This is a genomic window from Flavonifractor sp. HCP28S3_F3 (assembly GCF_052065355.1).
In the GTDB taxonomy this organism is placed as follows: domain Bacteria; phylum Bacillota; class Clostridia; order Oscillospirales; family Oscillospiraceae; genus Flavonifractor.
This window is the reverse complement of record NZ_JBQHUF010000015.1, coordinates 37,961-63,966: the sequence shown is the minus strand read 5'-3', so window position 1 is coordinate 63,966 and position 26,006 is coordinate 37,961. Positions and strand designations below refer to the sequence as shown.

Annotated in this window: 24 protein-coding genes; 2 read left to right on the top strand and 22 right to left on the bottom strand. The window is 61.4% G+C overall.

Annotated elements, in window-relative coordinates:
• Positions 1 to 73: 73 nt before the first annotated feature.
• Complete coding sequence (locus tag ACTNB1_RS12840; protein WP_441169989.1) at positions 74 to 1,435, top strand: short-chain fatty acid transporter; 1,362 nt, start codon at positions 74 to 76, stop codon at positions 1,433 to 1,435.
• A gap of 83 nt (positions 1,436 to 1,518) precedes the next feature.
• Here ACTNB1_RS12840 and ACTNB1_RS12835 read toward each other — a convergent pair whose 3' ends face one another.
• The 15 genes from ACTNB1_RS12835 to ACTNB1_RS12765 all read right to left on the bottom strand — a co-directional run bounded on the left by ACTNB1_RS12835 (position 1,519) and on the right by ACTNB1_RS12765 (position 13,446).
• Positions 1,519 to 1,938 carry a DUF3842 family protein gene (locus tag ACTNB1_RS12835; protein ID WP_441169987.1) on the bottom strand — a complete coding sequence of 140 codons (420 nt, stop codon included), beginning with the start codon at positions 1,936 to 1,938 and terminating at the stop codon, positions 1,519 to 1,521.
• Positions 1,939 to 1,964: 26 nt separating this feature from the next.
• The gene (locus ACTNB1_RS12830) at positions 1,965 to 2,612 is read right to left on the bottom strand and encodes a single-stranded DNA-binding protein (RefSeq protein WP_441169985.1); all 648 of its coding nucleotides are present in this window, start codon (positions 2,610 to 2,612) and stop codon (positions 1,965 to 1,967) included.
• A 65-nt stretch (positions 2,613 to 2,677) separates the two neighbouring features.
• A complete protein-coding gene (locus tag ACTNB1_RS12825) occupies positions 2,678 to 3,094 on the bottom strand; it encodes a cupin domain-containing protein (RefSeq protein ID WP_441169984.1) in 417 nt (138 codons plus the stop codon).
• Positions 3,087 to 4,172, bottom strand: a complete 1,086-nt coding sequence (gene eutH, locus ACTNB1_RS12820; RefSeq protein ID WP_441169983.1) for an ethanolamine utilization protein EutH — start codon at positions 4,170 to 4,172, stop codon at positions 3,087 to 3,089. The genes ACTNB1_RS12825 and eutH overlap by 8 nt, the downstream gene beginning before the upstream one ends.
• Positions 4,173 to 4,193: 21 nt before the next feature.
• Complete coding sequence (locus ACTNB1_RS12815) at positions 4,194 to 4,424, bottom strand: EutN/CcmL family microcompartment protein (protein WP_441169982.1); 231 nt, start codon at positions 4,422 to 4,424, stop codon at positions 4,194 to 4,196.
• The gene (locus tag ACTNB1_RS12810; protein WP_441169981.1) at positions 4,399 to 4,671 is read right to left on the bottom strand and encodes a hypothetical protein; all 273 of its coding nucleotides are present in this window, start codon (positions 4,669 to 4,671) and stop codon (positions 4,399 to 4,401) included. Before ACTNB1_RS12810 ends, ACTNB1_RS12815 begins: the two co-directional genes overlap by 26 nt.
• Entirely contained in the window at positions 4,668 to 5,291 is a 624-nt protein-coding gene (gene pduL, locus ACTNB1_RS12805) for a phosphate propanoyltransferase (protein WP_441169980.1), read from the bottom strand. Before pduL ends, ACTNB1_RS12810 begins: the two co-directional genes overlap by 4 nt.
• Positions 5,278 to 6,000 (bottom strand): ATP-binding protein, encoded by a 723-nt coding sequence (locus ACTNB1_RS12800; protein WP_441169978.1) that lies wholly within the window; start codon positions 5,998 to 6,000, stop codon positions 5,278 to 5,280. The genes pduL and ACTNB1_RS12800 overlap by 14 nt, the downstream gene beginning before the upstream one ends.
• The gene (locus ACTNB1_RS12795) at positions 6,001 to 6,294 is read right to left on the bottom strand and encodes a BMC domain-containing protein (RefSeq protein ID WP_204706273.1); all 294 of its coding nucleotides are present in this window, start codon (positions 6,292 to 6,294) and stop codon (positions 6,001 to 6,003) included. It abuts the gene before it with no gap.
• A gap of 277 nt (positions 6,295 to 6,571) precedes the next feature.
• A complete protein-coding gene (locus tag ACTNB1_RS12790) occupies positions 6,572 to 8,026 on the bottom strand; it encodes an acetaldehyde dehydrogenase (acetylating) (protein ID WP_441169977.1) in 1,455 nt (484 codons plus the stop codon).
• Between the two features lie 4 nt (positions 8,027 to 8,030).
• Positions 8,031 to 8,684, bottom strand: coding sequence for an ethanolamine utilization microcompartment protein EutL (eutL, locus tag ACTNB1_RS12785; RefSeq protein WP_441169976.1), 654 nt, complete (start codon positions 8,682 to 8,684; stop codon positions 8,031 to 8,033).
• Positions 8,685 to 8,688: 4 nt separating this feature from the next.
• On the bottom strand, positions 8,689 to 9,564 hold the full coding sequence (gene eutC / locus ACTNB1_RS12780) for an ethanolamine ammonia-lyase subunit EutC (protein WP_441169974.1): 876 nt from the start codon (positions 9,562 to 9,564) through the stop codon (positions 8,689 to 8,691).
• A gap of 13 nt (positions 9,565 to 9,577) precedes the next feature.
• The gene (locus tag ACTNB1_RS12775) at positions 9,578 to 10,942 is read right to left on the bottom strand and encodes an ethanolamine ammonia-lyase subunit EutB (protein ID WP_441169972.1); all 1,365 of its coding nucleotides are present in this window, start codon (positions 10,940 to 10,942) and stop codon (positions 9,578 to 9,580) included.
• 18 nt (positions 10,943 to 10,960) lie between these two features.
• Entirely contained in the window at positions 10,961 to 12,376 is a 1,416-nt protein-coding gene (locus ACTNB1_RS12770) for an ethanolamine ammonia-lyase reactivating factor EutA (RefSeq protein WP_441169970.1), read from the bottom strand.
• The gene (locus ACTNB1_RS12765; protein WP_441169968.1) at positions 12,376 to 13,446 is read right to left on the bottom strand and encodes a 1-propanol dehydrogenase PduQ; all 1,071 of its coding nucleotides are present in this window, start codon (positions 13,444 to 13,446) and stop codon (positions 12,376 to 12,378) included. Before ACTNB1_RS12765 ends, ACTNB1_RS12770 begins: the two co-directional genes overlap by 1 nt.
• Before the next feature lie 200 nt (positions 13,447 to 13,646).
• On the opposite strand from ACTNB1_RS12765, the gene ACTNB1_RS12760 reads away from it, so the two are divergent.
• On the top strand, positions 13,647 to 17,744 hold the full coding sequence (locus ACTNB1_RS12760) for a chitobiase/beta-hexosaminidase C-terminal domain-containing protein (protein WP_441169966.1): 4,098 nt from the start codon (positions 13,647 to 13,649) through the stop codon (positions 17,742 to 17,744).
• 69 nt (positions 17,745 to 17,813) lie between these two features.
• Here ACTNB1_RS12760 and rpiB read toward each other — a convergent pair whose 3' ends face one another.
• The 7 genes from rpiB to hrcA form a co-directional block, all read right to left on the bottom strand.
• A complete protein-coding gene (gene rpiB, locus ACTNB1_RS12755; RefSeq protein ID WP_441169964.1) occupies positions 17,814 to 18,239 on the bottom strand; it encodes a ribose 5-phosphate isomerase B in 426 nt (141 codons plus the stop codon).
• 20 nt (positions 18,240 to 18,259) lie between these two features.
• A complete protein-coding gene (locus ACTNB1_RS12750; RefSeq protein ID WP_441169962.1) occupies positions 18,260 to 19,051 on the bottom strand; it encodes a histidinol-phosphatase HisJ family protein in 792 nt (263 codons plus the stop codon).
• A gap of 12 nt (positions 19,052 to 19,063) precedes the next feature.
• Complete coding sequence (locus tag ACTNB1_RS12745) at positions 19,064 to 20,995, bottom strand: glycosyltransferase family 39 protein (protein WP_441169960.1); 1,932 nt, start codon at positions 20,993 to 20,995, stop codon at positions 19,064 to 19,066.
• A gap of 68 nt (positions 20,996 to 21,063) precedes the next feature.
• Positions 21,064 to 22,227, bottom strand: coding sequence for a molecular chaperone DnaJ (gene dnaJ, locus ACTNB1_RS12740; protein WP_441169958.1), 1,164 nt, complete (start codon positions 22,225 to 22,227; stop codon positions 21,064 to 21,066).
• A gap of 64 nt (positions 22,228 to 22,291) precedes the next feature.
• Positions 22,292 to 24,151, bottom strand: a complete 1,860-nt coding sequence (gene dnaK / locus ACTNB1_RS12735) for a molecular chaperone DnaK (RefSeq protein ID WP_441169956.1) — start codon at positions 24,149 to 24,151, stop codon at positions 22,292 to 22,294.
• Positions 24,152 to 24,197: 46 nt separating this feature from the next.
• Complete coding sequence (gene grpE / locus ACTNB1_RS12730) at positions 24,198 to 24,752, bottom strand: nucleotide exchange factor GrpE (protein WP_441169954.1); 555 nt, start codon at positions 24,750 to 24,752, stop codon at positions 24,198 to 24,200.
• 16 nt (positions 24,753 to 24,768) lie between these two features.
• The gene (gene hrcA / locus ACTNB1_RS12725; RefSeq protein ID WP_441169952.1) at positions 24,769 to 25,821 is read right to left on the bottom strand and encodes a heat-inducible transcriptional repressor HrcA; all 1,053 of its coding nucleotides are present in this window, start codon (positions 25,819 to 25,821) and stop codon (positions 24,769 to 24,771) included.
• Positions 25,822 to 26,006: the final 185 nt, after the last annotated feature.

Here is a 26,006-nt window from a genome sequence, read left to right as displayed (position 1 = left end):
CGGCTCTATAATGTGGAGCGGTGAGGATCATGAGTGATTTCCCGTGTGTGTGTTTGTGTTAAGGAGGAAAGGTATGTTTAAGAAATTTACCAATGGCTGCGTACGCGTAGTCAATCGGTGGCTGCCGGACCCGTTCCTGTTCGCCATCATCCTGACCATCGTTGTCTTTATCGCCGCTATGGTGGGTACCCAGCAGAGCCCCATGGAGCTGGTCTGGGCCTGGGGCGGCAAGGGCGCTACCAAGGACGGCTTCTGGAGCCTGTTGGCCTTCGCTATGCAGATGGCTCTGGTGCTGGTTCTGGGTTCTGCCATGGCTTCCGCCAATGTGTGTAAGAAGGCCCTGGGCGCCATCGCGTCTCTGGCCCACAACAAGCGTTCCGCTATCCTGATCACCACTTTCGTGTCCACCATCTGCTGCTGGCTGAACTGGGGCTTCGGCCTCATCGCCGGCGCCCTGCTGGCCCGTGAGGTTGCCAAGCGGGTTCGTGACGTGGACTACCCCCTGCTGATCGCCGCCGCTTATTCCGGCTTCGTGATCTGGCACGCCGGCCTGTCCGGCTCCATCCCCCTGCAGATCGGTGCCGAGGGCGGCACCACCATCCTGGATGTGGTGTACTACGCTCCCACCAGCGCCACCATCTTCCACCCCATGAACCTGCTGATGGTGGGCGTGATCCTGGTGCTGATGCCCTTCGTCAACTACGCCATGCATCCCGATGCCGACCACACCATCGTGGTTGACCCCGCCCTGCTGGTGGACGAGAAGGAGCGCGAGTACAAGATCGAGACTCCTGCCGACAAGATCGAGCACAGCCGCATCCTGTGGGTCATCACCCTGATCCTGGGCTTTGTGTACATTGTGTACTACTTTGTGCAGAAGGGCTTCAACCTGGACCTGAACATCGTGAACATGATCTTCCTGTTCCTGGGCATCCTGCTCCACGGTGACCTGCGCAAGTATGTGGACGCCATCGGCGACGCTGCTGCCGGTGCTGCTGGCATCCTGCTCCAGTTCCCCTTCTATGCCGGTATCATGGGCCTGATGGTGGCCGCCAACGCCGACGGCGTGTCTCTGGCCTCCATCATCGCCAACTTCTTCACCAACGTGTCCAACGACGTTACCTTCCCGGTGCTCACCTTCCTGTCCGCTGGTATCATCAACTTCTTCGTGCCCTCCGGCGGCGGTCAGTGGGCTGTCCAGGCCCCCATCGTTATGCCCGCCGCTACCGAGATGGGCATCGAGTATGGCCGCGCCGCCATGGCTATCGCTTGGGGCGACCAGTGGACCAACATGATCCAGCCCTTCTGGGCTCTGCCTGCTCTGGGTATCGCTGGCCTGTCCGCCCGCAACGTCATGGGCTACCTGGTGGTGGTCCTGCTGTTCACCGGCGTGGTGGCCTGCGGCGGATTCCTGCTCTGGGGTATGTTCTTCTAAGAACCCCGGCGCGCCGCACCGTGATCTGCACCAATCAAACCACAAAAAACAGCCATCCCAAACGGGATGGCTGTTTTTTTCTTTCAGCAGGGGCTGTTTTCCAGTAATCGCGCCAGCTGATCCACCGCACCCTCCAGCAACCGGGAGACGGAGACCTCCGCCACACCAGCCACCCAGATGTCGCACTGATTCATGGGCACCAGGATCTTCTTGGCGCGGCTCTGGCCCACGGCGGCGGCCATGGCGGGGGAGATCTCTCCCATCAGGGCGTCGGCAATGACGATGCCCAGCGGCCCCAGGATCACGTCCGCCTTCCGACAGGCCACCATCAGCGCGTTTTCCCCTGTGGCGCCCTGGGCCGCGCCTCCCTTGAGTAGAGCGGCGGTGGCCATGGAGTTGGTGCCTACAGCGTGCACCTCCACACCGGGGAACCGGGCCAGAATAGCCCGTACCAGCTGCTGCCCGATCCGGCCGCCCTGGCCATCCACCACCAGGATCTCCATATGTATCTCCGCCCTTCGTTTTTTCTCTATGATACCGGATTTGCCGCTTCGGCGCAAGGGCTTTGTGCCGGCATAGGTTCCAGGTGCATCACTGAGATTTCATAGGCGGTGCGCTTCTCTGTCATGCCCTGGTCCACCTTGGTATACTCCCGGCTTTGAAGCCGGCCGTCCAGCCGCAGGCCGTCCCCCACCCCTAACTCTCCGCAGCACCGGGCCAAGGCGCCCCAGGCGATGCAGGGCAGGTAGTCCGCCCGGCCGTACCGCCGGTTCACCGCCAGCATCAGGTCGCAGATCTCCCGGCCCAGAGGGGTGCGGCGGAGCACCGGCGGCTTGCACAGCACTCCGGCCAGCACCAGCCGGTTTTCGTCGGGGCCGTTTCCCGGCCGGAGGACCCGGGCGTGGAGGGTGATAACCAGGCGGCTGCCCCGTCCGCTTTTGTTGTTGAAGGAGCGTACTTCCCCCTCCACTTCCAACGGCATTCCCTCCGTCACCGGGCACGCCTCCAGCAGTGCCCGGGGGGCGATGACATTGATCCGGTCCGCCCACCCGGACAGCCGAAGCACTTCCAGGGGAAAAAGCTCGTATACCACACCGTGGGTCTCATGGGACCACACCGGGGCCGCCGCGGCGGTGCCCCGGAGCAGCGCCCGGTTTTCATTCCAGAGTGTCTGCATATCCATCCACGCTCCTGCTCGTTTTTGGTAGCTGTGGAATCTATATGCGGGTTTGTCCCAGGGTATTACTGCTGGTTCTGCCAGTCTGCGGGATAGACGAAATAGAGGAACCGGGCGTGGCCGGTGACGGAAAATTCAATGCCACTGCCTTTGGGGATATAAATGAGCTCTCCCGGCCCGGCGGACACCGTCCGGCCGTTGCTGCGGATCTCCAGCCGTCCGCTGATGACATAGTCCATCTCGTCATAATTCAGGGTCCAGGGGAAGGTGGTGCCGGTCATCTCCATAATGCCCACCCCCAGCCGGGGAGACTGCTCCAGAGTGAACAGATCCCGGGTGTACACCTTGTCACCGGGGTTGCCGGTATTCATCCGGTGCTCTTCGGTGACGGACAGTTCCGGCACCTTTACTGCCTGAACGCCACCGCCCAGGTGCTCAGCGAGCACCTGACGGATGATGGCTTCCAACTGCGCTCTATCCATGCCGCGCCTCCTTTCGGGTCAGGAACATAGCTACCGCCACCGCGGTGATGCCGCCCACCAGCTTGCCCACGATCATGGGGAAGATCATGGTGGAGTCAAAGCCTGCCGTAAAGCCCAGGTGGTCGCCGAATACGAAGGCGGCGGACACCGCGAAGGCCACGTTGATGATCTTGCCCCGGCGGTCCATGTCGTGGAGCATCTGGAACATGGGGATATTGTTGGCCAGGGTGGCCACCAGGCCCGCCGCCGCCACGTCGTTCATCCCCAGCAGGCCGCCCAGCTTCATCAGAGGCTTTCGGAACACCTTGGTAATGACATACACCAGCGGGAAAGCGCCCGCCAGCACGATGGCGATATCGCCCACGATGGAGATGCCCTCCTCGATGGGATTGAGCCCTTCGATGATGGTGAGGGGGGTGAGTTTTTGGATGATAGCCACCGCCAGACCGATGGTGATGATGATGACGATGATCTTGCCAAAAATCTGAAAGCCCTTTACCATGCCGTTGGGGACGAAGGCCAGTCCCAGGGCGATGAGTACGGCGAACAGCACAATGGGCAGCAAGTTGCGCAGCACCATGCCCACGGGGAAGCCTGCCACCAGGCCGCCCACAAAGCTGCCGATGGGGATGGTGATGATGCCCGCCAGCACGCCGGTAGCCAGGCAGGGCCGGTCTTCAGCCCTGATGATGCCCAGACCCACCGGAATGGTGAACACGATGGTGGGGCCCAGCATGGCGCCTACGATGAGCCCGCCAAACTGGCCAGCCTCAGTAGTGAGGGCCAGCTCCTTGGCCAGGGGGGCGCCGCCCATGTCGTTGGCCAGGATGGTACCGGCGAACATGGCCGGGTCGGCCCCCAGAAACTGATAGAAGGGCACCACTACCGGCCGCAGCAGGTCGGCCAGCACAGGTGCCAGGCAGATGATGCCCACCATGGCCAGAGCCAGGGAGCCCATAGCCATGATGCCCTCCTCAAACTTCTCGCCCAGCCCGAAGCGGTTGCCGATGATGCGGTCGATGGCGCCCAGCGCCATAAAAACCACCATCAGGTAGACGATGATTTCGTTGATGGACATATTCTGTCCCCTTTCTTTTCCCTACGGGTCAATGATGCCCACGATGGCGGCATCCACGGGGATCTCGCCCCCGGCCGCCACCCGGGCGGCGCCGCCGGTGGCGATGAGAACCTGCTCGCCCTCGCCCGCCCCAACGCAGTCGGCGCATACCAGAATAGCGTCCCCCACCTCCACTGTCAGGAAGGTCTGGCCGGTGAGGGCGGGGGATTTTTTGGTGGCCCATACCTTACCGGCCACTTGTCCCAATAACACAGACACCCATCTCCCTCAGCCGCCGCTCCAGACTGAGGCAGCGGCGATAGATCCCCGCCGGCGCGGTGCGGCGGTAGCGGCGGTACTCCATGGCCTGCCGATTCAGGCACACCCGTGCTCCGGCCAGCAGGGCGGCCAGCACCTCGGTTTCCCCGGGACTGCCCGGGGCCAGAGCCGCCAGACGGCCCATGGAGTCCACCGGCAGCCAGGTGATGACCAGGGTGCGCCCCCGCCATTCCAGCCTCACGGCAAAATCAGCCCCCGGTCGCCCTTTTTAAATCCACAGGCGTTGGCCTCGTCATAGTCGATGTGAACGGCGGTGGAAAACTTGGGGGAGATCCGCACTTCCATATCTTCAAAGACCACCGGCCGGGCGGTAAAGGCCTGGAGGCGCACCGACTGGCCGTTTTCCACCCCAAACCGGGCGGCGTCGGCGGGCGTCATGTGGATGTGCCGCTTGGCGGCGATGAGCCCCTGGTTCAGCACCACACAGCGGTCCCCGTGGCGGAGGGTGATGCCGGGAGTGTTCGCAATGTCGCCCGACAGCCGCACCGGCGGCACGATGCCCAGGGCCACGCCGTCGGTAAGGGAGATCTCCACCTGGCTCTCCGGCCGCTCCGGACCCAGTACCACCACATTCTGCAAAATGCCCTTGGGGCCCTCCAGCGTCACCCGCTCGGCGCAGGCGAACTGCCCCGGCTGGGACAGGTCCTTGACCCGGTTGAGCTGGTAGCCCGGTCCGAACAGGGCCTCTACATGGGCCCGGGACAGGTGGACGTGGCGGCCGCTGGCCTCCATCTCCACCGTCAGGCGGTGGACGATCTGGTCTGCCAGCCGCTCCAGCGATACGGTACTAATGGCGCTCATATTGTTCCCCCTTCAGCTTGATCATCATGATCCACATGAGGGAACTGAGCCGGTTGAGCCCCAGAATGATATCTCCCCGGGTTACCGCACCGTCGGCGTCCTTGAAGGCTGCGTAGGCGGAAAGCTCCGTCTGCCGCACCAGGGTGCGCAGCTTGTTCACCGCCAGCAGGGCGGGCGGGTCAGTGTGGGCGGGGAGAAAGTGGGGCTGGCCCAGATGCTTGTCCGGGTAGTGAGAGTACTCCCGCAGCTGTCCGGCGTCATAGCCGCACAGCTTGATGTCCTTCAGCGGTTCATCCAGTACGTCGCACCGGATGAAGTTCCGCACGAAGGAGAGCACCTCCTCCAGCTCGGACACCAGCTTGGGGTAATCCGCCGCCGCCCGCTGAGTCAGCAGGATCTCCGCCTCCAGAGCGTCGATCATGCCCCGGAAGGCGATGCGGGGGTGGTCTTTGGGTACCAGGATGTTGCCCTTCAGGTGGGTCATGTGTTCCGGTTTTTCAGTGAGGGTGGCGCCGGACAGGGTGCGGTACGTGGCGGGGGAGGGGGCATTCCCCTCCTCCCGCCCCTGGGGGTACACCGCCTGGATCTTGTGGGCGGCCAGCCAGTCCCTGGCGCCGGGGGTGAGGGTCTGCCCCTTGTTTACCACGACCGGCCCGCGGGTGCCGTTGTCCGACATCCGGCGCACGTCCTCACGGGTGAGCAGCTCCATTTACTCGCCCATCCCCTCGCCGTGGGGCAGGATGTGATCCACCTCGGCGTGGGGGCGGGGGATGACATGGACGGAAATCAGCTCGCCCACCTTCTCGGCGGCGGCGGCGCCGGCGTCGGTGGCGGCGTTCACCGCGCCCACATCACCCCGAACCATGACGGTCACCAGACCGCCGCCTACCTGCTCCTTGCCCACCAGCTGGACGTTGGCGGCCTTTACCATCGCGTCGGCGGCCTCAATGGCCCCCACCAGTCCCTTAGTCTCTACCATACCCAGTGCATTCGTATTCGCCATCTTGCGTTCTCCTTTCTGTTCGGGGGCTGCTTTAGAGCCGCCCCGCTTGGGGGAAGTTTTTGTTTTTGACTTTGCTGAAACAGCTTTTGCGGGCAGATGGGGCGCGCCGCCTACGCTGCCGGCGGGCTCCCCGTTACCGGCGTAGACGGTGTGCCCGCTGTCCTCTTCCAGACCCTCGGGCGCTTCGGCCAGCAGAGCGTTGGTCAGGTTTTGAGCCTCCTGCAGAATGGCCTCCTGGGGATTGAGCAGCACACCGTCGGCGTTGACTTCGCTCATCTTACTTCAGCCTCCCCATGATCTGCTCCACCAGCCGATCCAGCAGGCTGTCGTCCACCGTGTAGGGGGCGGACCCAGCGGCCTGGCCCCGGAGCTGCTCCAGCTCCTTTACGCCCCAGGCCACCCGCTTGATGTTGATGAGGTCCAGGGGCCCGATGTTGTTGGAACTGGAGGAACCGCCCACTGCGCCGCAGCCCAGGGTGAGGGCGGGGAACAGGCAGGTGGTGGCTCCGATGCCGCCCAGGGAGGCGGGTGTGTTCACCAGTACCCGGCTGGCGGGGACGGCGGCGGCAAAGCGCTTGGCCACGCTCTCGTCCTCGGTGTGGATGGCGAAGGTGTGGCCCGCGCCCTCCCACTCCAGGATCTCCACACACCGGCGGAGCACGGCTTCCTCGTCCGGCTCCACGTAGCAGGCCAAAATCAGCCCCAGCTTCTCGCTGGAGTAGGGGTGGCCCTTGCCTACGCCGGTTTCCCGGGCTACCAGTACCCGGGCGTCCTTGGGAACACGGGTGAGACCCGCCAGCTTGGCCAGGGTCTCTACGCTCTTGCCCACGATGGCCGGATTCATGGTGCCGTTGGCCCGGAGAATGAACCGGGAGAGCTGCTGGGTTTCCTCCACATCCAGCAGATAGGCCCCCTGAGCCCGGAGGGCGGCCTTCACCGCCGGCTCCATCCGGGCCTCCATGATGACGCTCTGCTCGCTGGCGCAGATGGTGCCGTTGTCAAAGGTCTTGGAGTCCAGGATGCGCTTGACCGCCAGATCCACATTGGCGGTGTGGTGGATATAGGCCGGGCCGTTGCCCGCGCCCACGCCGATGGCGGGGGTGCCAGAGGAGTAGGCCGCCTTCACCATGGCCGCGCCGCCGGTGGCCAGAATGAGCCGGGTGATGTCGTGGCGCATCAGGGTGTTGGTGGCCTCGATGGTGGGTGTGGTGATGCAGGAGATGCTGCCGGTGGGGGCGCCTGCCCGCTCCGCCGCCTGGCGGATCACCTTTACCGTCTCCAGGATGCAGCCCACCGCGCTGGGATGGGGAGAGAAGATGATGGGGTTGCCCGCCTTCAGGCAGATCATGGCCTTGTAGATCACCGTGGAGGTGGGGTTGGTGGAGGGCACCAGCCCGGCCACCACGCCCACCGGCACCCCGATGTCCACCGTCCGGTGCTCTTTGTCCTCATGGAGGACGCCGTGGGTCTTCTGATCCTTAATGGCCTCGTATAAGGTCACCGCCGCGAAGCGGTTTTTGATCTCCTTGTCTTCTTTTTTACCAAATCCGGTCTCCTCCGCCGCCATGGCCGCCAGACGGGCGGCGTGCTCCGCTCCTGCTGTGGAGATGGCGGCGGTGATCCGGTCCAGATCTTCCTGGCTCATGCCTGCCAGGGCGTTCTGGGCCCGCTTGGCTTGAGTCAGCAGATCCCGTACCTCCTGGATGGAGCGGAGGTCTTTATCAAATTCCATAGGGTCACACCTCCTTGGGATGGGCGGCCACAGCCTTTACCGCCTCGGCAAAGGCCGCGCAGGCGGCGTCACAGGCGCTTTGGGTGCCGGTGAGCAGGCCGCCGCCGAAGTTGGTCTCGCTGGGGGGCTCGAACAGGGTCACCAGCTCCACGTCGGCGGCCTTCATGGCCTCGTCCAGGCCTACCATGGCCTCCAGGGGCGGGGCAATAAGGTAGGCCAGGGCCTCCCCCTCTTTCACGCCTGCCGTCTTGGACAGGTAGGTGCCCGTCCGGGAGACAGTGTGGGCGAAGTAGACGATGGAGTCGTCCTCATTGGCGGAGCGGAAACCCACGCCGCTCTCCATAAAGTCGGCGCAGGCCCGCAGGCCGGACTCCACCTCCGCCGGGTTGGGCCCGGCCAGGATGCCGATGACCTCGCCCGCCAGCTTGGTGGACGCGTTGGCCGCCCCGGCGTATAGGGAGCGGCCGTATACCACCTCCACTGCCGCGGCCTTGGTGGCCTCGTCCAGGGCGCAGTAGGTTACGTCGTCGCTGTCGGCGGTGATGAGGCCGATGGAGCGGTATTGCCGGGGCAGGCCCAGCTTTTTGGCCAGCGTCTCGCTGACGTTGGCGATGGTGTGGGTGGCCAGTACCTTGGCCGGGATCAGATCGCCTGTCATGTCCTCACCCCTTCAGATCAATGCCGCTGGCCTTTTTGTCCAGCATGGTTTTGATTAGTTCCGCGATATGGGCACCTGCCTCTACTGCCGTGGTGCCCCCCTTGTGGATGTTGGAGATCACGGTGCGCTTGGATTCCGGGATGCCGATGTGGGGCTTGTAGGTCAAGTAGGCGGACATGGACTCCGCCGTCACCAGGCCGGGCCGCTCGCCCACCAGCATGCACACCACCTCCGCACCGGTGAGATCACCGATGTGGTCGGAGGCGCCCACCCGGCAGTACTTCACGTAGAGCACCGGGCCGCCCTCCAGGCCGTAGGCCTTCAGGCCCGCCCGGATGGCCTGGAGGCAGTCCACCGCGTTGGCCTCGATGGCGGCGGAGGAGAGGCCGTCGCCCACCACCAGGGCGATTTTCGGGTTGGAGCCAAAGGTTTTCTTGATGATGGCCTGATTGGCCTCGTCGAACCGGCGGCCCCGATCGGGCCGGGTCAGGTATTCATCCTTGGTCTGACACAGGGTCTGGACGGGAGTAAAGCCGTTCTGGGCGGCGAACTCGTCGGGCACGTGGGAGAATACCGAGTCCTGGGCGGCGGCGTGGTCGGCCCGCATCCGCAGCATGGACAGGGTGCGGTATCGGGCACCCGCCCGGCCCAGGCCCAGCCGGGCCGGGGTCTTTTTCTTCAGATCCAGGAAAGCGCCGCCGTTGCGGGGATTCTCCACCAAATACTGTCCCCGCAGATCGGTCTGGGTGATGTCCTCCAGACAGCCGTCGGAGACCTCCGTGGAGGTGCGGCGGGGGGTGGCGGTGGTTGTTACCGTCCCCTCTCCCGCCATCTCCAGCACCATCCGCTCCACCAGGGAGCGCAGCTCTTGTTCATTCAAACCGAAAACCTCCTTATGCCAGCAGCACCGACGCGTCGCCCGCCAGGGGGGTCAGCCTGCCATTCTCCACAAAGCCCATATCCTCCAGCCACCGCTGGAAGGGGGGGATGGCGGTGAGGCCGAACAGCTCCCGCAGGGCGGCGGTCTCGTGGAAGCCGGTGGTCTGGTAGTTGAGCATCACGTCGTCCCCGTGAGGAATGCCCATAAAATAGTTGCACCCGGCGGCGGTAAGCAGTACCGCCAGGTCCTCGATGTCGTTCTGATCGGCCTTCATGTGGTTGGTGTAGCAGGCGTCGCACCCCATGGGCACGCCGGTGAGCTTACCCATGAAGTGGTCTTCCAATCCAGCCCGTATTACCTGCTTGGAATTATACAGATATTCCGGCCCGATGAAGCCCACTACCGTGTTTACCAGGTAGGGCTGGAACCGCTTGGCAAAACCGTAGCACCGGGCCTCCATCACCACCTGGTCGGCCCCGTGGTGTGCTTCGGAGGACAGCTCGGAGCCCTGGCCGGTCTCAAAGTACATCACGTTGGGCCCCACGGCGGTGCCCTCCTTCAGAGCCAGCTGCCGGGCTTCCTCAATGAGCTTGCCGTCCAGGCCGAAGGCCTCGTTGCCCTTCTGGGAGCCGGCGATGGACTGGAAGATCAGGTCGCAGGGCGCGCCCTTGCGCACCGCCTCCATCTGGGTGGTGACGTGGGCCAGCACGCAGATCTGGGTGGGGATGTTCCAGCGGTTGCGCACCTCGTGGAACCGATCCAGTACCCGGCGCACACTTTCCACCGAATCGTCCACAGGGTTCAGACCCAGCACCGCGTCACCGGCGCCGTAGGTCAGGCCCTCCAGCAGGGAGGCCAGAATGCCGTCCGGGTCGTCGGTGGGGTGGTTGGGCTGGAGACGGCAGGACAGGGTGCCCGGCAGGCCGATGGTGGTGTTGCAGTGGGCGGTGACCTTGATCTTCTTGGCGGCGTAGATGAGATCCATATTGCTCATCAGCTTGGCCACGGCGGCGATCATCTCCGCCGTCAGGCCCCGGCTCACCCACCGGATGGCGTCCCCGTCGTGGTTTTCCGCCAGCAGCCACTCCCGCAGCTCGGATACCGTCCAGTTCTTGATCTGGTCGTAGATCTTCTCATTCACGTCATCCTGGATGATGCGGGTGACCTCGTCCTCCTCGTAGGGGACGGCGGGGTTGTTGCGCAGGTCGGCTAGGGTCAGGTTGGCTACCACCACCTTGGCCGCTATCCGCTCCTCGGCGTTCTCGGCGGCGATGCCCGCCAGCCGGTCGCCCGACTTCTCCTCGTTGGCTTTGGCCAGGGCGTCTTTTACCGACTTGAATTCGTAGACATGCCCCAGCAGCTTGGTCTTGAGTATCATGTGATCGCTCCTTTGCGGCTACGATTTGTGAAATGCAAGGGTCTTGATAACGATGGGTAATACGGAACCGCCGGCTACCGGGGTTCCGATGTCGATATAGTCCCCGTTGTCCATGCCCACGCCGTCCAGGCAGAGCAGGGGGCCAGAGACCAGGGCGGCCATGGCCTGGCCCAGCACCTTGGCCTGGTCGGCCTCCACCGCCACAATGGGCACAAAACCCGCCCGGCGCAGGGGTTCCAGACCGTCCACAATGCCCCGGGCCAGCTCCTGGATGCGGGCATAGCTGGGGTTTTGTTCTCCCCGGAGGGCCAGAGCCAGCTGCACCAGCCCGCCCTGATCGGCGTACCAGCCCAGTTTGTCCCGGATGGCGGCGGACAATTCCTCCGCCGACCCTGTTTCCTCCTGAGCGGTCAGTTTGAGAATGGGGATGCTTTTCAGCGGAAAGGGAATGTCCCGGTAGAAAATGGTGGAGCCGGACAGATCGGTGGCGTGGCTTCCTGCCCCCACCACCGTGGCCCGGATGGTCTCCCCGCCTCGGAATCGGCCCGCCTGATGAAAGGCGGGGGAGGCGGCGATAGCCCGTCCCAGCAATACCCCGATATCCCCGAAGGCCAGCCAGTCCTCCGGTGGCTTGTCAATGCAGTCAGCCACGCCTCCGGAGAAGGACACCGACGGCACCGGCTCCGGCGTCCAGCTGGTGCCCTGGGTGAGGAAGGCGTCCAGCCTGTCTCGGCCGGGCCGCAGCCCCGCAGCCTGCTCCAGGGCCTCCACCATGGTCTGGATGACCGGCCTTAGACCCTCCGGTGTGACGGCTTCTCCTACCTGAGGAGCGGGACACCCGGCCCGGGCAAATACCGGGGACACATAGGTGACCCTCCCGCCCCCATCCAGCTTGATAAGCCGCCCGCCCACGTCCAGACAGCCGGTGGCGGTCAGCTCTCCATGGGCGTATTTGGCTAGGTTGGCGGTGCCGCCGCCGATATCAAAGTGTAATACTGTGGTGTGATGCTCCCGGGAGTATTCGTCTGCACCTGCGCCACGGGCGGCCAGGATAGATTCCAGATCAGGCCCGGCGGTGGCCACTACAAAATCCCCGGCGAACTCCGACAGGGCGGAAAGCACCTCTCTGGCGTTCTCCTTTCGGGCGGTCTCCCCGGTGATGATGACCGCGCCGGTGTCCACCTGGTGAGGGGAGAAGCCCGACTTCCGGTATTCCTCCGCCACAATGTCCCGCACCCCGGCGGCGTCGATCACCGTGTCGGACAGCAGGGGGGTGAAGTGGATGTCTGAGCGGTAGAGCACCTCCCGATCCGAGATAGCCACCCTGGGCACCGTGAAGGGTGCGGCCCGGTTTTCCAGAGTCAGCCGGGACAAAATCAGCTGTGTGGTGCTGGTGCCGATGTCGATGCCTACCGATAACAGCTGCTCCCCCATCAGGCCAGCTCCTTCAGAAGGGCCTTCACATCGTCGGCGGTGACGGTTCTGGGGTTGGCGGGGGTGCAGCGGTCGGCCAGGGCGGAGGCGGCAATGGCGTCGGCATCGGCCTTGAACGTCTTGCTCTCCACTCCGCAGGCGGTGAGCTTGGCGGGCAGCTTCAGTTGGCTCCGCAGCCGGTCCAATCCTGCAGCCAGCGCCCGCCAGGTGGGTGTCAGACCGCAGGCCTTGGCCAGCCTGCCGTACTTCTTGGCGGCCCTTTCATCTGTGGCGTTGAAGCGGATAACGTGGGGCAGCAGCATGGCGTTGAGCCGCCCGTGGGGCACATGGTATCTGCCTCCTAAGGTATGGGCCATACCATGGCAAAGCCCCAGTCCGGCGGCGTTGAAGGCCAGCCCCGCCAGGTTGGAGGCCAGCAGCATATTGGCCTTGGCCTCCTGTTCACCCCGGAAGGCGGCGGACAGGTTTTCCCAGGCCAGGGCAAAGGCCTTTTCCGCCAGGGCGTCGGAGTAGGGGGTGGCGCGGTTGGCCACATAGGCCTCGGCGGCGTGGGTGAGCACGTCCATGCCTGTGTCTGCCGTCACGGCGGGAGGCACTCCTTTTAAGAAGGAGGGCTCCAGTACTGCCGTCTGAGGCAGCAGGCTGTCGTCCACCAGGGGGTACTTGATCCCCTTCTGGCTGTCGGTGAGGACGGCGAAGGAGGTGACCTCTGATCCGGTGCCTGCGGTGGTGGGGATGGCCCAAAGGGGTGGACGGAGGGTGGAGAAGTGGGCCATGGCCTTGGCGCAGTCCATGGGGGAACCGCCGCCGAAGGCCACCAGGGCATCGGGCTTGAACTTCTCCACTTTGTGCACTCCCTTGGCCACCACCTCCAACGGCGGGTCGGGCACCACATCGGTGAAGGTCTCCACCGTGCAGCCCGTCAGACGGGAGAGAATTTGATCCAGCAGACCCGAGCGGGCCAGAAATGCATCGGTGACCACCAACACCCGCCGCCCCGCCAGTTTACCCAGGGCGTCCAGCGCGCCGGGGCCAAAACAGACGGTGGTGGGAACGGAAAATCGCTCCATTATGGCTTTTCCCTGCCTTTCCAGTGGTTTTGAGACAGGGTTAGTATGGGAAAAAGGACAAAAAATATGTGCGGCCTTGGCCGCACAGTTCAAAAATATGTCCGAAGGGTATGCACAGAGCATACTTTCAAGAACTCTTTTCCAGTGATATACTAAAATCAAAACGGAGACAGGCAAACAAAAAAAGGAAAGGTGATACGATGAAAAAACTGGTGAGCCTGATCTTATGTCTGGCCATGGCCATGGCCTGGCTGCCAGCGGGAAGCCCCTTTGCGACTGCGGCAGATTCTCCCTTCGACGGCGGCAGCGGCACGGAGGAGGACCCTTATCTGGTGTCCACACCGGAGCAACTGAAAGTGGTAAAGGACTATTCCGGTTCCCATTTTTTACAGACCAACGATATTGACCTGAGCGATGTTTCCTATATGCCGTCCCAGTCTATCGCCGGAAGCGGAGTGTACGACGGTGGGGGTAACTGTATTACAGGGTATAAGGGTTCCTCCGCTCTCTTTTCCTCCAATAGCGGGACCATCAAAAATCTGGGGATGAAGAACAGCCAGATTACTGATACCAGCAGGCCGTACGGCCAGCATCTCACCTATACCGTTGGCGGGCTTGTGGAGACGAATGACGGCACCATCCACAGCTGCTATGTGGACAACATGTATATGTTCGTATCCATTTCCATGAAGGCTAGCCATAGTTTTGCCAGCCTTACATTGGATGTAGGGGGGATGGTGGGGATTAACAGAGGCACCATCAGCTGCTGCTATATCACTGGTTCGATATATGGGTATGGCACGTGCGAAAAATACAATATTGCAGGTGCAGAAGCAAGTGCCAGCGTGAATGTGGGCGGCATTTCCGGAAAAAACGAAAGCAGCGGCACCATACATAATTGTTACAGTACAACCGCTGTTACAGGCGCATCGACCAGTGCGCTGTGCGACCTGAATAGAGGAAGCGTCACCGATAGCTATTACAGCGAGGGCAGCGGCACTGGAACCCGTATATCAGATGCTGAGATCAAAAGCTCCGCCTTTGCTGCAACGTTGGATGGAAACTGCTCCGATTGCAGCTGGGAACTTGGGATAAGTAGCGAGGGAACGGCACAGGTTGTGCAGGCCATGCAGAACCTGACGGTTTCAGCCAATCCCCCATCCGGTACGTATCATATGCCGGTCACAGTTGGGATCACCAGCGACCGCGCGCCTGGATCCGATCAGCTTGAGTACTCCATCGACGGAGAGACCGAAGGCTGGCAGGCCTGCGATGGGTCGATTCGGTTGAATCAGGGTGCTGTGGTCCGGGTGCGTGCGGCAGATGAAGACAAGCCCAATTCCTATCGGGTCAGTACCTTCCGGTATAAGACGGCCAAGTATCCGGTGGAGGCCAGCCCGGCGCCGGGTACCTATATAACTGTGCCGCAGACGATCACCCTTACCACTCAGACGCCTGGTGCGAAGATCTATTATACCCTTGACGGCACCACTCCCACCGAGGACAGCTTTAGCGGTTCATTCGTTATCTTCAAGAACACGACTGTGACTGCGGCGGCAAAGGTTGGCGATGAGTGGGGAGATCCTCTGAGCTTCACCTACAAGATATCCCCTAAAATCACACCGGACAAACTGGAGGGGGACTACACAGAGCCCTTTACGGTAAGGCTGACCAGTTCCGTACCCCAGTATGACATTTATTATACGGTGGACGGCTCCTCTGACCCCACGGTCAATGGAACGAAGTATGACCCCGACCAGGGAATTGAGATTTATAAGACTACTACCCTCCGTGTGGCCAGTACCTTTGAAGAGGAATGGAGCGACATTACCACCTTCCAGTATGATTTTCCTGAACCTGTCATTACCCCGTCGGTGGAAGAGGGAGAGTATAAAGATGTGGTACATCTCACGCTGACATGTGATACCCCATATCTTACCCTGTCCTATTATGCACCCGGCCTGACTGCCATGGAAACGCCGTATGAACCCGGGGATACCATTGACATTTACAAGAGTGCAGAGCTGACAGTATATGCCAAGCACAACGGTCAGATTGCGGCCGAAAAGAACTGGACCTACACCCTTCCGGAGCCGGAGATCACCGCCGACCCTGGAGCGGGAGCATACAGCGAGATCCAGACCATTACGCTGAGTTGTAATATCCCGTCCTATCAGCTTTACTATACCCTGGACGGCGGCGATCCGGCTACGGAAGGCGTGCTTTACAGCGAACCCTTTGAGCTGGATCACTCTGCCACCCTGAAGGTGTGCGCTAAATACGGCAAGCACGAGGTAAAGACCGACAGCTTCAGCTACAATCTGTCCGCCGTCCCCAGTGTGACTGCTGACCCGGCTGCGGGAGATATCACGGCTCCGGAGGATATTGAGCTGACTGCGCCCAATAAGTTTTACACCATTTACTACACCACCGATGGCAGCGATCCCAAAACAAGCCCTACCAGAAGCAGCGGCGTTGGTGAGGTTCAGATCCATATTGAGGATCCAGAGCCGATTACCATCAGGGCTGTGCCGGAACTGAACGGCACCTATGGTACCACCAGCACGTTCCGCTATACCTTCAGCAGCCAGAAGCTGGCCATGGAAAAGACAAAACTGGAGAAGCGCACCGACTATGAGATCACCTTTAACGTGACAAACACTCTGCCGAAGGATAAGACAGTGGATCTCTATGCGGCGGCCTATCAGAACGGAAAAATGCTGGGGTCAGCTGTGGAGTCCATGGCGTTGTCCAGTGGAACCGAGAAAAAGTCCGTTACCATGCACTATCCCTCTATTGACCAGCTTCCGGCAGATGCCCAAATCAAGGTGTTTTGTCTGGACAGCGTGACCCGGCAGCCTTACTGTGAGCCGCTGACCTATGAGGTTTCTGAGGCCAAGGTGTTCCAGGAGCTGGCCTCTATCTCGGTGTCCCCCAACCCCATTGTAGGTCAGGTGGGCGAAACTGTTGCCAGGCCCACGGTGACTGCCCACTACACCAACGGTAAACCGGACGCAGTCGTGACCTATAATATTACTATAAAACCGGATTACGACGTTGTCCTGGTGAGTTATCCCTCACAGAACCTGCTTATCAAAAAGGAAGGAACCGGATCTATTACGGTTTCCTACAGTGAGGGCGGCATTACCAAGAGCGTTGAGGTACCGGTTACGGGTGTGGCGCCGGTAGTAAATCTGGGCTTCCTGGCCAATCCTACGGCCGATCCTCTGCCGGAGGATGCCATCCCCATCTCCAGCGCCCAGGAACTGGCGGCGCTCAACGACACGTCGGATGGGGCCAATACTGCGGGTAAGACCTACTACCTGACCAATGATATCCAGCTTACCGGCGAGTGGGAACCCATCTACGGCTTCCAGGGAACTCTGGACGGCAGAGGCCACAAGATCAGCGGGTTGTATATCTCTGCCTCCAGCAAGGAACAGCTGGCGGGATTGTTTGCCTCCGCCTATGACGCCGTCATCAAAAATCTGGGGGTGGAGATCGATCCCAGAGGTGTCAGCGCCTATGACGATACCGCTGGCGGCGATGTGGCTTACGCCGCCGGCCTGGTGGGCGACTCCCGCAATACAGATTTCATCAACTGCTATACCACCGGCGGGCCGGTGTCCGCCAACGGAGCCGCGCCTTATGCCGGCGGTCTGGTGGGCTACCTGATGAACAAGCCGGAGAACCAGGTGACCAACTGCTTCTCTAACTGCCAGGTGTCGGCCGAATCCAGCCGGGCTACGGCCAGCAATATCTGTATGGCAGGCGGTCTGATCGGCAAAGTGGAGAGTGGGAACGGGTATAAGAGCACCGCGATTTCCCGTTGCTATGCCACCGGAAACGTGTCGGTAAATTATCCGGGCGGCAGCAGTGGAAGCTCGGGGACCCAGGTAGGGGGCCTGCTGGGCAGCGGAAGCCGCCTGAAGATCAGTAACTGCTTCGCGCTGGGCAATGTTACTGCCAGAAAGGCCATAACGTCCACCAATTCCTCTGTATTTGCCGGCGGCCTGGGTGGCTGGCTGCTTGAGACCACCCTGGGGCAGTGCTATGCTGCCGGAGATGTGTCCGGCGGTGCCGATTCCTATGTGGGCGGCCTGACGGCGAGAGTGGTCATCAGCTTTGACTGTTATCGGGTGGATCAGTCCGTTGTTGGAACCACTTACTCCAATGATGGAACTTCAGTGAGTGTGCCTGCTACGCAAGAGTCTTTCCCCAAGTTTGAGTTTACCACCACCTGGAAGATTACCGAGGACGCCTTCCAGGGTTTGCCCCATCTGCAATATCAGGGCTGAATTTTTCCGCAAATATAAAAGGGACGGGCAGGTTTATAAACCTGCCCGTCCTTTTGCTTTTTGTTTGTCTCAGCCCTCCAGCTTGTCGATCCGGCGCTGATGACGGCCGCCCTCAAACTCGGTGTTGAGGAAGGCGTCCAGAATCTTGTCGGCCATGTTGTTGCCAATCAGTCCGCCGCCCATGGCCAGCATGTTGGCGTTGTTGTGCCGCCGGGTCATCTCGGCGGACAGAGGCTCGCTGCACAGGGCGCAGCGGATGCCCTTCACCTTGTTGGCGGCGATGGAGATGCCGATGCCGGTGGTGCAGATAACGATGCCCCGGTCACACTCCCCGCTGGCTACCGCCTCTGCCGCAGCCCGGCCGAAGTCGGGGTAGTCGCAGCTATCAGAAGTGTAGCAGCCATAGTCCTTGTAGGCCAGGCCGTGAGCGTCCAGATACTGCATCACGTGCTGCTTCAGGGCCAGTCCTCCGTGGTCGGAACCCAATGCGATCATGTAAAAAACTCCTCTCTTTATTACAGCTTGTGGAACACAGGCTTATGCTTGTCATAGGTGCAAATGTACCGGAAGCCGCAGTGAGCGATCAGCTCCAGCGCTTCCCGGATTCCCTTGCCCACACCGCCCGGAACGTGGGCGTCGGAGCCTACGGTTAGGATCTCGCCGCCGCAGTCCTTGTACAGTGCCAGAATCGGCTCCCACTCGGCGACGGTGCGGCCCCGGTAGGTGTTGACTTCCATGCCCCGGCCGTTTTCCACAGCGGTGCGCAGGATGGAACGGATTCGTTCATAGTACGGCTCCAGAGACACCGGTGCTTCCATGTACCGCAGGGGGTAAATAATGTGGGCCAGCACGTCATAGTAGGGTGTGGCGGCCATAGCCGCCATGGAGGTAAAATAATCGTCCAGTGCGGCGTAGCAGGCGGCGGAATCGGGGTAGGGGACATAGTAAAAATCGGTGCCGCCCTTTTCCGGGGACAGGTTGTGGATGGAACCCAGCACAAAGTCCAGCTCCGGCAGGCTTACAATGTCTGCGGAGGCGGCGGGATTGAGGTGGGCCATGCCCAGCTCCAGACCCAGCTTTAAGGTGAGCTTGGGAGCAAATTGCGGAACGACTTCCCGATACTGGGCTACAGCGGGCGGCCAGTCGTAGTGATCTACCGGCTCGCCCTGAAGGCTCAGCAGGTCGCAGTGGTCGGTGACGCACAGCTCGTCCAGTCCGGCGTCCACCGCCGCCTGGGCCATCTGTGCCAGCGGGGCATCGCTGTCGGGAGAGAGCTGACTGTGGGTGTGGTAATCAGAACAGTACATAAAACGTCTCCTTTAAAACGGCCAGGATGGGAACCAGCGAAGGACGCAGGTGCCATACCAGGTTGGGTAGGTGATGCCCACCAGTACCGGATAGAACAGGGCAAACAGCACCACAGCTCCGCCGGTGACGGCGTACATGGCTGGCTTCCAGTGAATCAGCTCCTCCTTTTGAGCCAGAGTGTGGAACACATAGCACAGGGCCAGGATGAGGAAGAGCACCGAGGGGAAGTAGTGGTAGGCGAAGGTGATCCGCCCGATAAAGAGCCAGGGCACCAGCTGTGCCAGATAGCCGATGAAGATGAACAGGGCCTTTCCGCTGCGGCGGACAATGCCGTGGAAGCCGCAGGCCAGGATAGCCAGCAGGCCGCCCCAGCACACCACCGGGTTGACGAAGGCGGCGAAACGGGTGGTAACTCCCGATACCGAGTTGTCCATATAGTAGAGAATGGGACGGATGTCCAGCAGCCACTGGTACCACCGGGAGGAGTAAGGGTGGGTGTCGGTGACCCCCTGGTGGTAGGAGAGCATATACTTCTGATTTTCCCACATCTCATGGATGAGATTGCTCAGGGACACATCGCCGGAGGCGGCGGCGTAGGGCAGGTAGGACAGAGTATAGATCACGGCGGGAATGAGGGCGAACACCAAAACAGACCAAGCCAGGATCTTTACGGTCCAGCCGACGCGCTCATGGCGGGTTTCCTCCGGCCACTGGCGCAGCTTGAGCACCAGGCCCATGAAGTAGAGCACCACCAGGCCGGTACAGCCGTAGATGACCGTCCACTTGGAGGCGGCGCCGATGCCCCAGAACAGCCCCGACAGGAACAGGGGCAGGGCGCAGGTCTTGAAGGAGGCGCCGGCGGGGAGGGCCAGCCACCGGTACATAAACCAGTACATGAGCAGGATGAAGAAGAAAGCGTAGGTGTCGATAGTGGCCAGCCGGGTCTGAGTCAGGTGCATGAAGTCGGCAGCCAGCAGAATAGTGCCGCAGGTGGCGATAGAGGTGCGGCCGAAGAGATTTTTCAGGAACACATACAGTAGGGGCAGCATCGCCACCCCAAACAGAGTGCCCATGAACCGCCAGCCAAAGGGGGTCATGCCGAACAGCCGGATGCCGATACTCATGATGAGCTTACCCAGGGGCGGATGGGTGATCTCGTAGGGATAGACGCCCCGAATGTGTTCATAAGCGGTGCGGGGATGGTAGATCTCGTCAAAGTAGGCGCTGTTCATATAGGTGATGGCCTCGGGAACCAGATCCTGCTCGTCGAACAGAGGATTGGTAGCGTCACTCAGATCCACAAAATTGCCGTCGGCATCGAAGAAAGCCACCTCATTCAGCTCCAGCAGCTCCTTGTTGGCCTGACCTGTAATACGCAGATAGCGGATATACTGAGGGTTATCGATAACAATCTCATTCCACTTGAACAGCTGGTTGTAGTTCTGGGTCATGGCGTAGCTGGTCCCGTAACCGGTTCCGTCAGCCCAGTAGTAGCCGGTAATCTTGCTGGCGTCCTCCGGATCATCCTTTCGCTGCCACAGAGACAGCCAAGTTACCCCGTCCGAGGAAATCTCCACCTGATATTTACCGGTGCCCAGGCCGCAGAAGTACCAGATCTTGGACACCAGAGTTTCCTCCGGCAGCACGAAGGTCTGGGCGGTTTCGTCCCCAAAATCCCGGGCGCTTTGAGGAGCCTCTGTATCCCCCAGGTGGGCGAAGGCGGTAACCGCGTAGAGGACCGTGATGATCAGCGCCAGGATGGCGTCCTTTCGCACCATCGGGTGGCAGGGAGCGGTGAAGGACAGCCGCGGCTTCACCGGTGCCGGATCCAGCTGCTGAGCCAAAGGCCGCCGCTGGGTCTGAGCGTACCAGGCGAAGAAGTAGAACAGGGCTGCCACGGTGAGTACGGGGAACAGATAGACGATATATCGGATGGGACCCACGGGGAACACACCTCCCGGATGTATCAAGACAAAAAGTAAGAGGATGAGTATGCACTCATCCTCCTATTTTATTTCTTCTTCTTCTTTTTGTCAAAGAAAGATTTTACGCTGTCCACCGGACCCGGTTGAATCTCGCCCATGGCTTCGCCATAGGCACGCAGCGCCTCCTTCTGCTCGTGGCTCAGATTGGTAGGCACCTGCACGTTTACGGTGACGAACTGGTCGCCCCGGCCCCGGCCGTTGACGCTGGGAATGCCCTTGCCCCGCAGCCGGAAGGTGGTGCCCGGCTGGGTACCGGCGGGCAGGTTCCATTTCACCTTGCCATCGATGGTGGGGATCTCCAGCTCCGCGCCCAGGGTGGCCTGAAGGAAGGTGACCGGGTGGTCCAGGTACACCGATGTGCCCTCACGCTTGAAGAAGGGGTGAGGACGTACAGTGACGCTGATGAGCAGGTCGCCGGCGGGCCCGCCGTTGCGGCCCGCGCCGCCCTGGCCCCGGAGGGAGACCGCCTGGCCGTTGTCGATACCGGCGGGGATATTGACGGTGATCTTCCGCTGCTTCCGGGTGGTGCCGGTGCCGTTGCAGGACTTGCAGGGCTGATGGATGATCTTGCCTTTGCCGCCGCACTTGGGGCAGGTGGTGGTGGTAGCGAAGGTAAAGGCGCCGCCGCCCCGCTGGATGCGGATGGTGCCGCTGCCGTGGCAGTCGGGGCACACCTCAGCGGTGGTGCCGGGGGCGCAGCCGGTGCCGTGGCAGTCATCACAGGTCTCGGTGCGGTTGAGGACGATCTCCTTCTCGCAGCCGAAGGCGGCCTCCTCAAAGGTGATGGTGACTGCGGCCCGCAGAGTCTCGCCCTTCATGGGGCCGGTGCGCTGACGGCTGCCGCTGCCGCCGCCGAATCCGCCGCCGAAGAAGGAACCAAAGATGTCCCCAAGGTCGATGTCGCCCATATCGAAACCACCGAACCCGCCGCCGCCAAAGCCGCCTGCGCCGAAGTTGGGGTCTACACCCGCGTGGCCAAACTGGTCGTATTTGGCTCGCTTTTCCTTATCGGACAGTACCTCGTAGGCCTCATTGACCTCCTTGAACTTGGCCTCGGCCTCCTTGTCGCCGGGGTTCAGGTCCGGGTGGTACTTTTTGGCCAGCTTGCGGTAGGCCTTTTTCAGTTCGTCGTCAGAGACCCCTTTGGATACCCCCAGGACCTCGTAATAATCTCGTTTCTGTTCAGGCATTGGTGTTCACCTCTTTACACACGGAAAGCAGCGGGGGCAAGCCCCCGCCGCTTTGCTCCGGCTATTACTTGTTGTCGTCATCGACTACCTGATAGTCGGCGTCCACCACGTTGGGGTCGGTGTTGGCGCCGCCGGCCTGGCCGCCAAAGTTGGCGCCGCCCATGTCGGGGCCGGGCTGACCGCCCTGGGGGTTGGCCTGCTGATACATCTTCTCAGCCACGGGATAGAAGGCCTTGGTGGTCTCCTCGGTGGCGGCCTTGATGGCTTCGATGTCGGTGCCCTTCAGGGCGTCCTTCAGCTTGTTCAGAGCGGCCTCCACATTGGCCTTGTCGCCGGCGTCGATCTTGTCCTTGGCGTCCTCCAGAGCCTTCTCGGTCTGGTAGACCACCTGGTCGGCCTGGTTGCGGACATCAACCTCTTCCTTCCGCTTGGCGTCCTCGGCGGCGAACTGCTCGGCCTCCTTGACGGCCTTGTCGATGTCCTCCTTGGACATGTTGGTGGAGGAGGTGATGGTGATGTGCTGCTCCTTGCCGGTGCCCAGATCCTTAGCGGACACGTTCACGATGCCGTTGGCGTCGATGTCGAAGGTGACCTCGATCTGAGGCACGCCGCGGCGGGCGGGAGCGATGCCGTCCAGGTTGAACCGGCCCAGAGTCTTGTTGTACTGAGCCATCTCACGCTCGCCCTGGAGTACGTGAACCTCAACGGAGGTCTGGTTGTCGGCGGCGGTGGTGAAGATCTGGCTCTTCTTGGCGGGGATGGTGGTGTTGCGCTCGATGAGCTTGGTCATCACGCCGCCCATGGTCTCAATGCCCAGGGACAGGGGGGTGACGTCCAGCAGCAGCAGGCCCTTCACGTCGCCCACCAGAACGCCGCCCTGCAGGGCAGCGCCCATGGCCACGCACTCGTCGGGGTTGATGCCCTTGAAGCCTTCCTTGCCGGTCAGCTTCTTCACCATGTCCTGCACGGCGGGGATACGGCTGGAGCCGCCCACCAGCAGTACCTTGGCCAGGTCGCCGGAGCCCAGGCCAGCGTCGCTCATGGCCTGACGCACGGGGCCGGCAGTGGCCTCCACCAGGGAAGCGGTCAGCTGGTCGAATTTGGCACGGGTCAGGGTCAGATCCAGGTGCTTGGGGCCGGTGGCATCGGCGGTGATATAGGGCAGGTTGATGTTGGTGGAGGTAACGCCGGACAGCTCGATCTTGGCCTTCTCAGCAGCCTCCTTCAGACGCTGCATGGCAACCTTGTCGCCGGTCAGGTCGATGCCGGTGTCCTTCTTAAACTCAGCGGCCATCCAATCCATGACGGCCTTATCGAAGTCGTCGCCGCCCAGACGGTTGTTGCCAGCGGTGGCCAGAACCTCGATGACGCCGTCGCCTACTTCCAGCACGGACACATCGAAGGTGCCGCCGCCCAGATCGTACACCATGATCTTCTGGTCGGTCTCCTTATCCACACCGTAGGCCAGAGCAGCGGCGGTGGGCTCGTTGATGATACGCTTTACGTCCAGACCGGCGATCTTGCCGGCGTCCTTGGTGGCCTGACGCTGAGCGTCGGTGAAGTAAGCGGGAACGGTGATGACAGCTTCGGTGACAGGCTGGCCCAGATAAGCCTCGGCGTCCGCCTTCAGCTTCTGCAGAATCATGGCGGAGATTTCCTGGGGGGTGTAGGCCTTGCCGTCGATGTTCACCTTGTAGTTGGTGCCCATCTCACGCTTGATGGAAGCGATGGTGCGGTCGGGGTTGGTGATAGCCTGGCGCTTGGCCACCTGGCCCACCATACGCTCGCCGTCCTTGGAGAAGGCCACGACAGAGGGGGTAGTGCGGTTGCCTTCCGCGTTGGCGATGACGACAGCCTCGCCGCCTTCCATAACGGCGACGCAAGAGTTAGTTGTACCGAGGTCGATACCAATAATCTTAGACATAATCTATTCCTCCAATAATAAAGAAATTGGTTTTTAACAAATGAAATCAGTTTGCTACCTTAACCATAGAGAACCGGATGACCTTGTCTCCGTTGCGGAAACCGGCCTGGAACACCTCAACGATGGTGTTCTCTCCGGCGTTCTCGTCCTCCACATGCATCACGGCGTTGTGAAGGTTGGGGTCAAAGGGCTGGCCCAGAGCGGGGATCTCCTCGATACCCAGCTTGGAGAGAACCTCCCGCAGCTGGTTCATGGTCATCTCCACGCCTTTCTTGTAGGCCTCGTCTGCGGTTTCCTGCTTCAGAGCCCGCTCCAGATTATCATATACCGGCAGGAAGGCGGCGGCAGTCTCTGCCTTGGAGTCCGCCCAGGCGGATTCCTTTTCCTTCTGGCTGCGGCGGCGGTAGTTGTCGTACTCGGCGGCCAGACGGAGGAATTTATCCTCCTGATCGCTGAGGTTCTTTTTCAGTGCCTCCAGTTCCTCCAGCAGGGGATCGGGCGTCTCCTCCGGGGCGGCGGCTTCGGCGGCCTGCTCCTCAGGCTGCTGAGAAACGGTCTGCTCCAGCTCCTCCGCCGGCTTGTTTTCTTTCTTGCTGCTCATTGAGTACACTCATCTCCTATTTGTGATCGTCCCTGCCGTCCGGCAGCTCGCCCTGGCCGAACAGACGGCTCAGGCCTTCGGCCAGATAAGACAGACGGGCGGTGATCTTGGCGTAATCCATTCTTGTGGGTCCCACTACGCCGATGACGCCCCGCATGCCTTCTCCGATATCATAGCTGGCCACCACAACGCTGGTGTCCTTCAGGGCATCGGCTACGTTTTCCGGGCCGATGAGGATCTTCATGGGGTCGTCCTTGGGTACGGGGAACCGGGCGGGATCAGCGTCCTCCGACAGATAGCTCAGCAGAGGCTGGGCCCGGTCCAGGCTCCGGTATTCCGGCAGCTCCAGCAGATGTGCAAGGCCAGAGGTGTGGACGGTACGCCGTTCCAGGCTTTCCAACACCTCGATGGCGAAGGAAACCACCAGGGAGATCAGCCCATAGGCGTCTCCGGCGGCGTGCTGGGCCACCCGCATCAGCTCCGGTGTGATCTCCTCCAGCGTCAGGCCGGTGAAGGTGGTGTTGAGCAGGGTGTTGAGCATCTGCAGCTGGGCCTCCGTCAGATCGGAGGGCAGGCGGATCAGCCGGTTGCGGACGATGTTGCTGTCCGTCATTACTACAATAATAAAAGCGTTGCGCTCCACCATCAAAAGGTCGAACCGGCGAATGGTTACCCGGTCCATCCCGGAGGAGAGGGCAAAGGCGGGATAATTGGTGAGCTGGGAAACCACCCGGCCCGCCTGATCCAGCACCCGGTCCAGCTCCTGCATCTTCAGCCGCAGGGCTTGGTTGATGCGCTCGGTCTCCTGAAGGGAGAGCTTGTGCTCCTCCATCAGTTCATTGACGTACAGCCGGTAACCCTTGGGAGAGGGGATACGTCCGGCGGAGGTGTGGGGCTTCTCCAGCAGGCCCATAGACTCCAGGTCCGCCATCTCATTCCGGATGGTGGCGGAGGAGACCTCCATGCCGATGGCCTGGGCGATGGCCTTGGAGCCCACCGGCTCCGCCGACTGAATGTAGCTTTCGATGATGGCACGGAGTATGCGTCTTTTTCGTTCTGTTAAATCCATTCCGGCCACCTCTCTACGAATTTAGCACTCATACTCCCTGAGTGCTAACCATAATGTAGCACCCCCCGCCGAAAAAGTCAATAGGCAGGGTTGTAAATTAAATGTGAACGGAAAAACTATGGCAGACGGGGGACAAGACTGCAAACAAGGTGCGGTTGACGGGAGGGAGATTCAATGATATGATG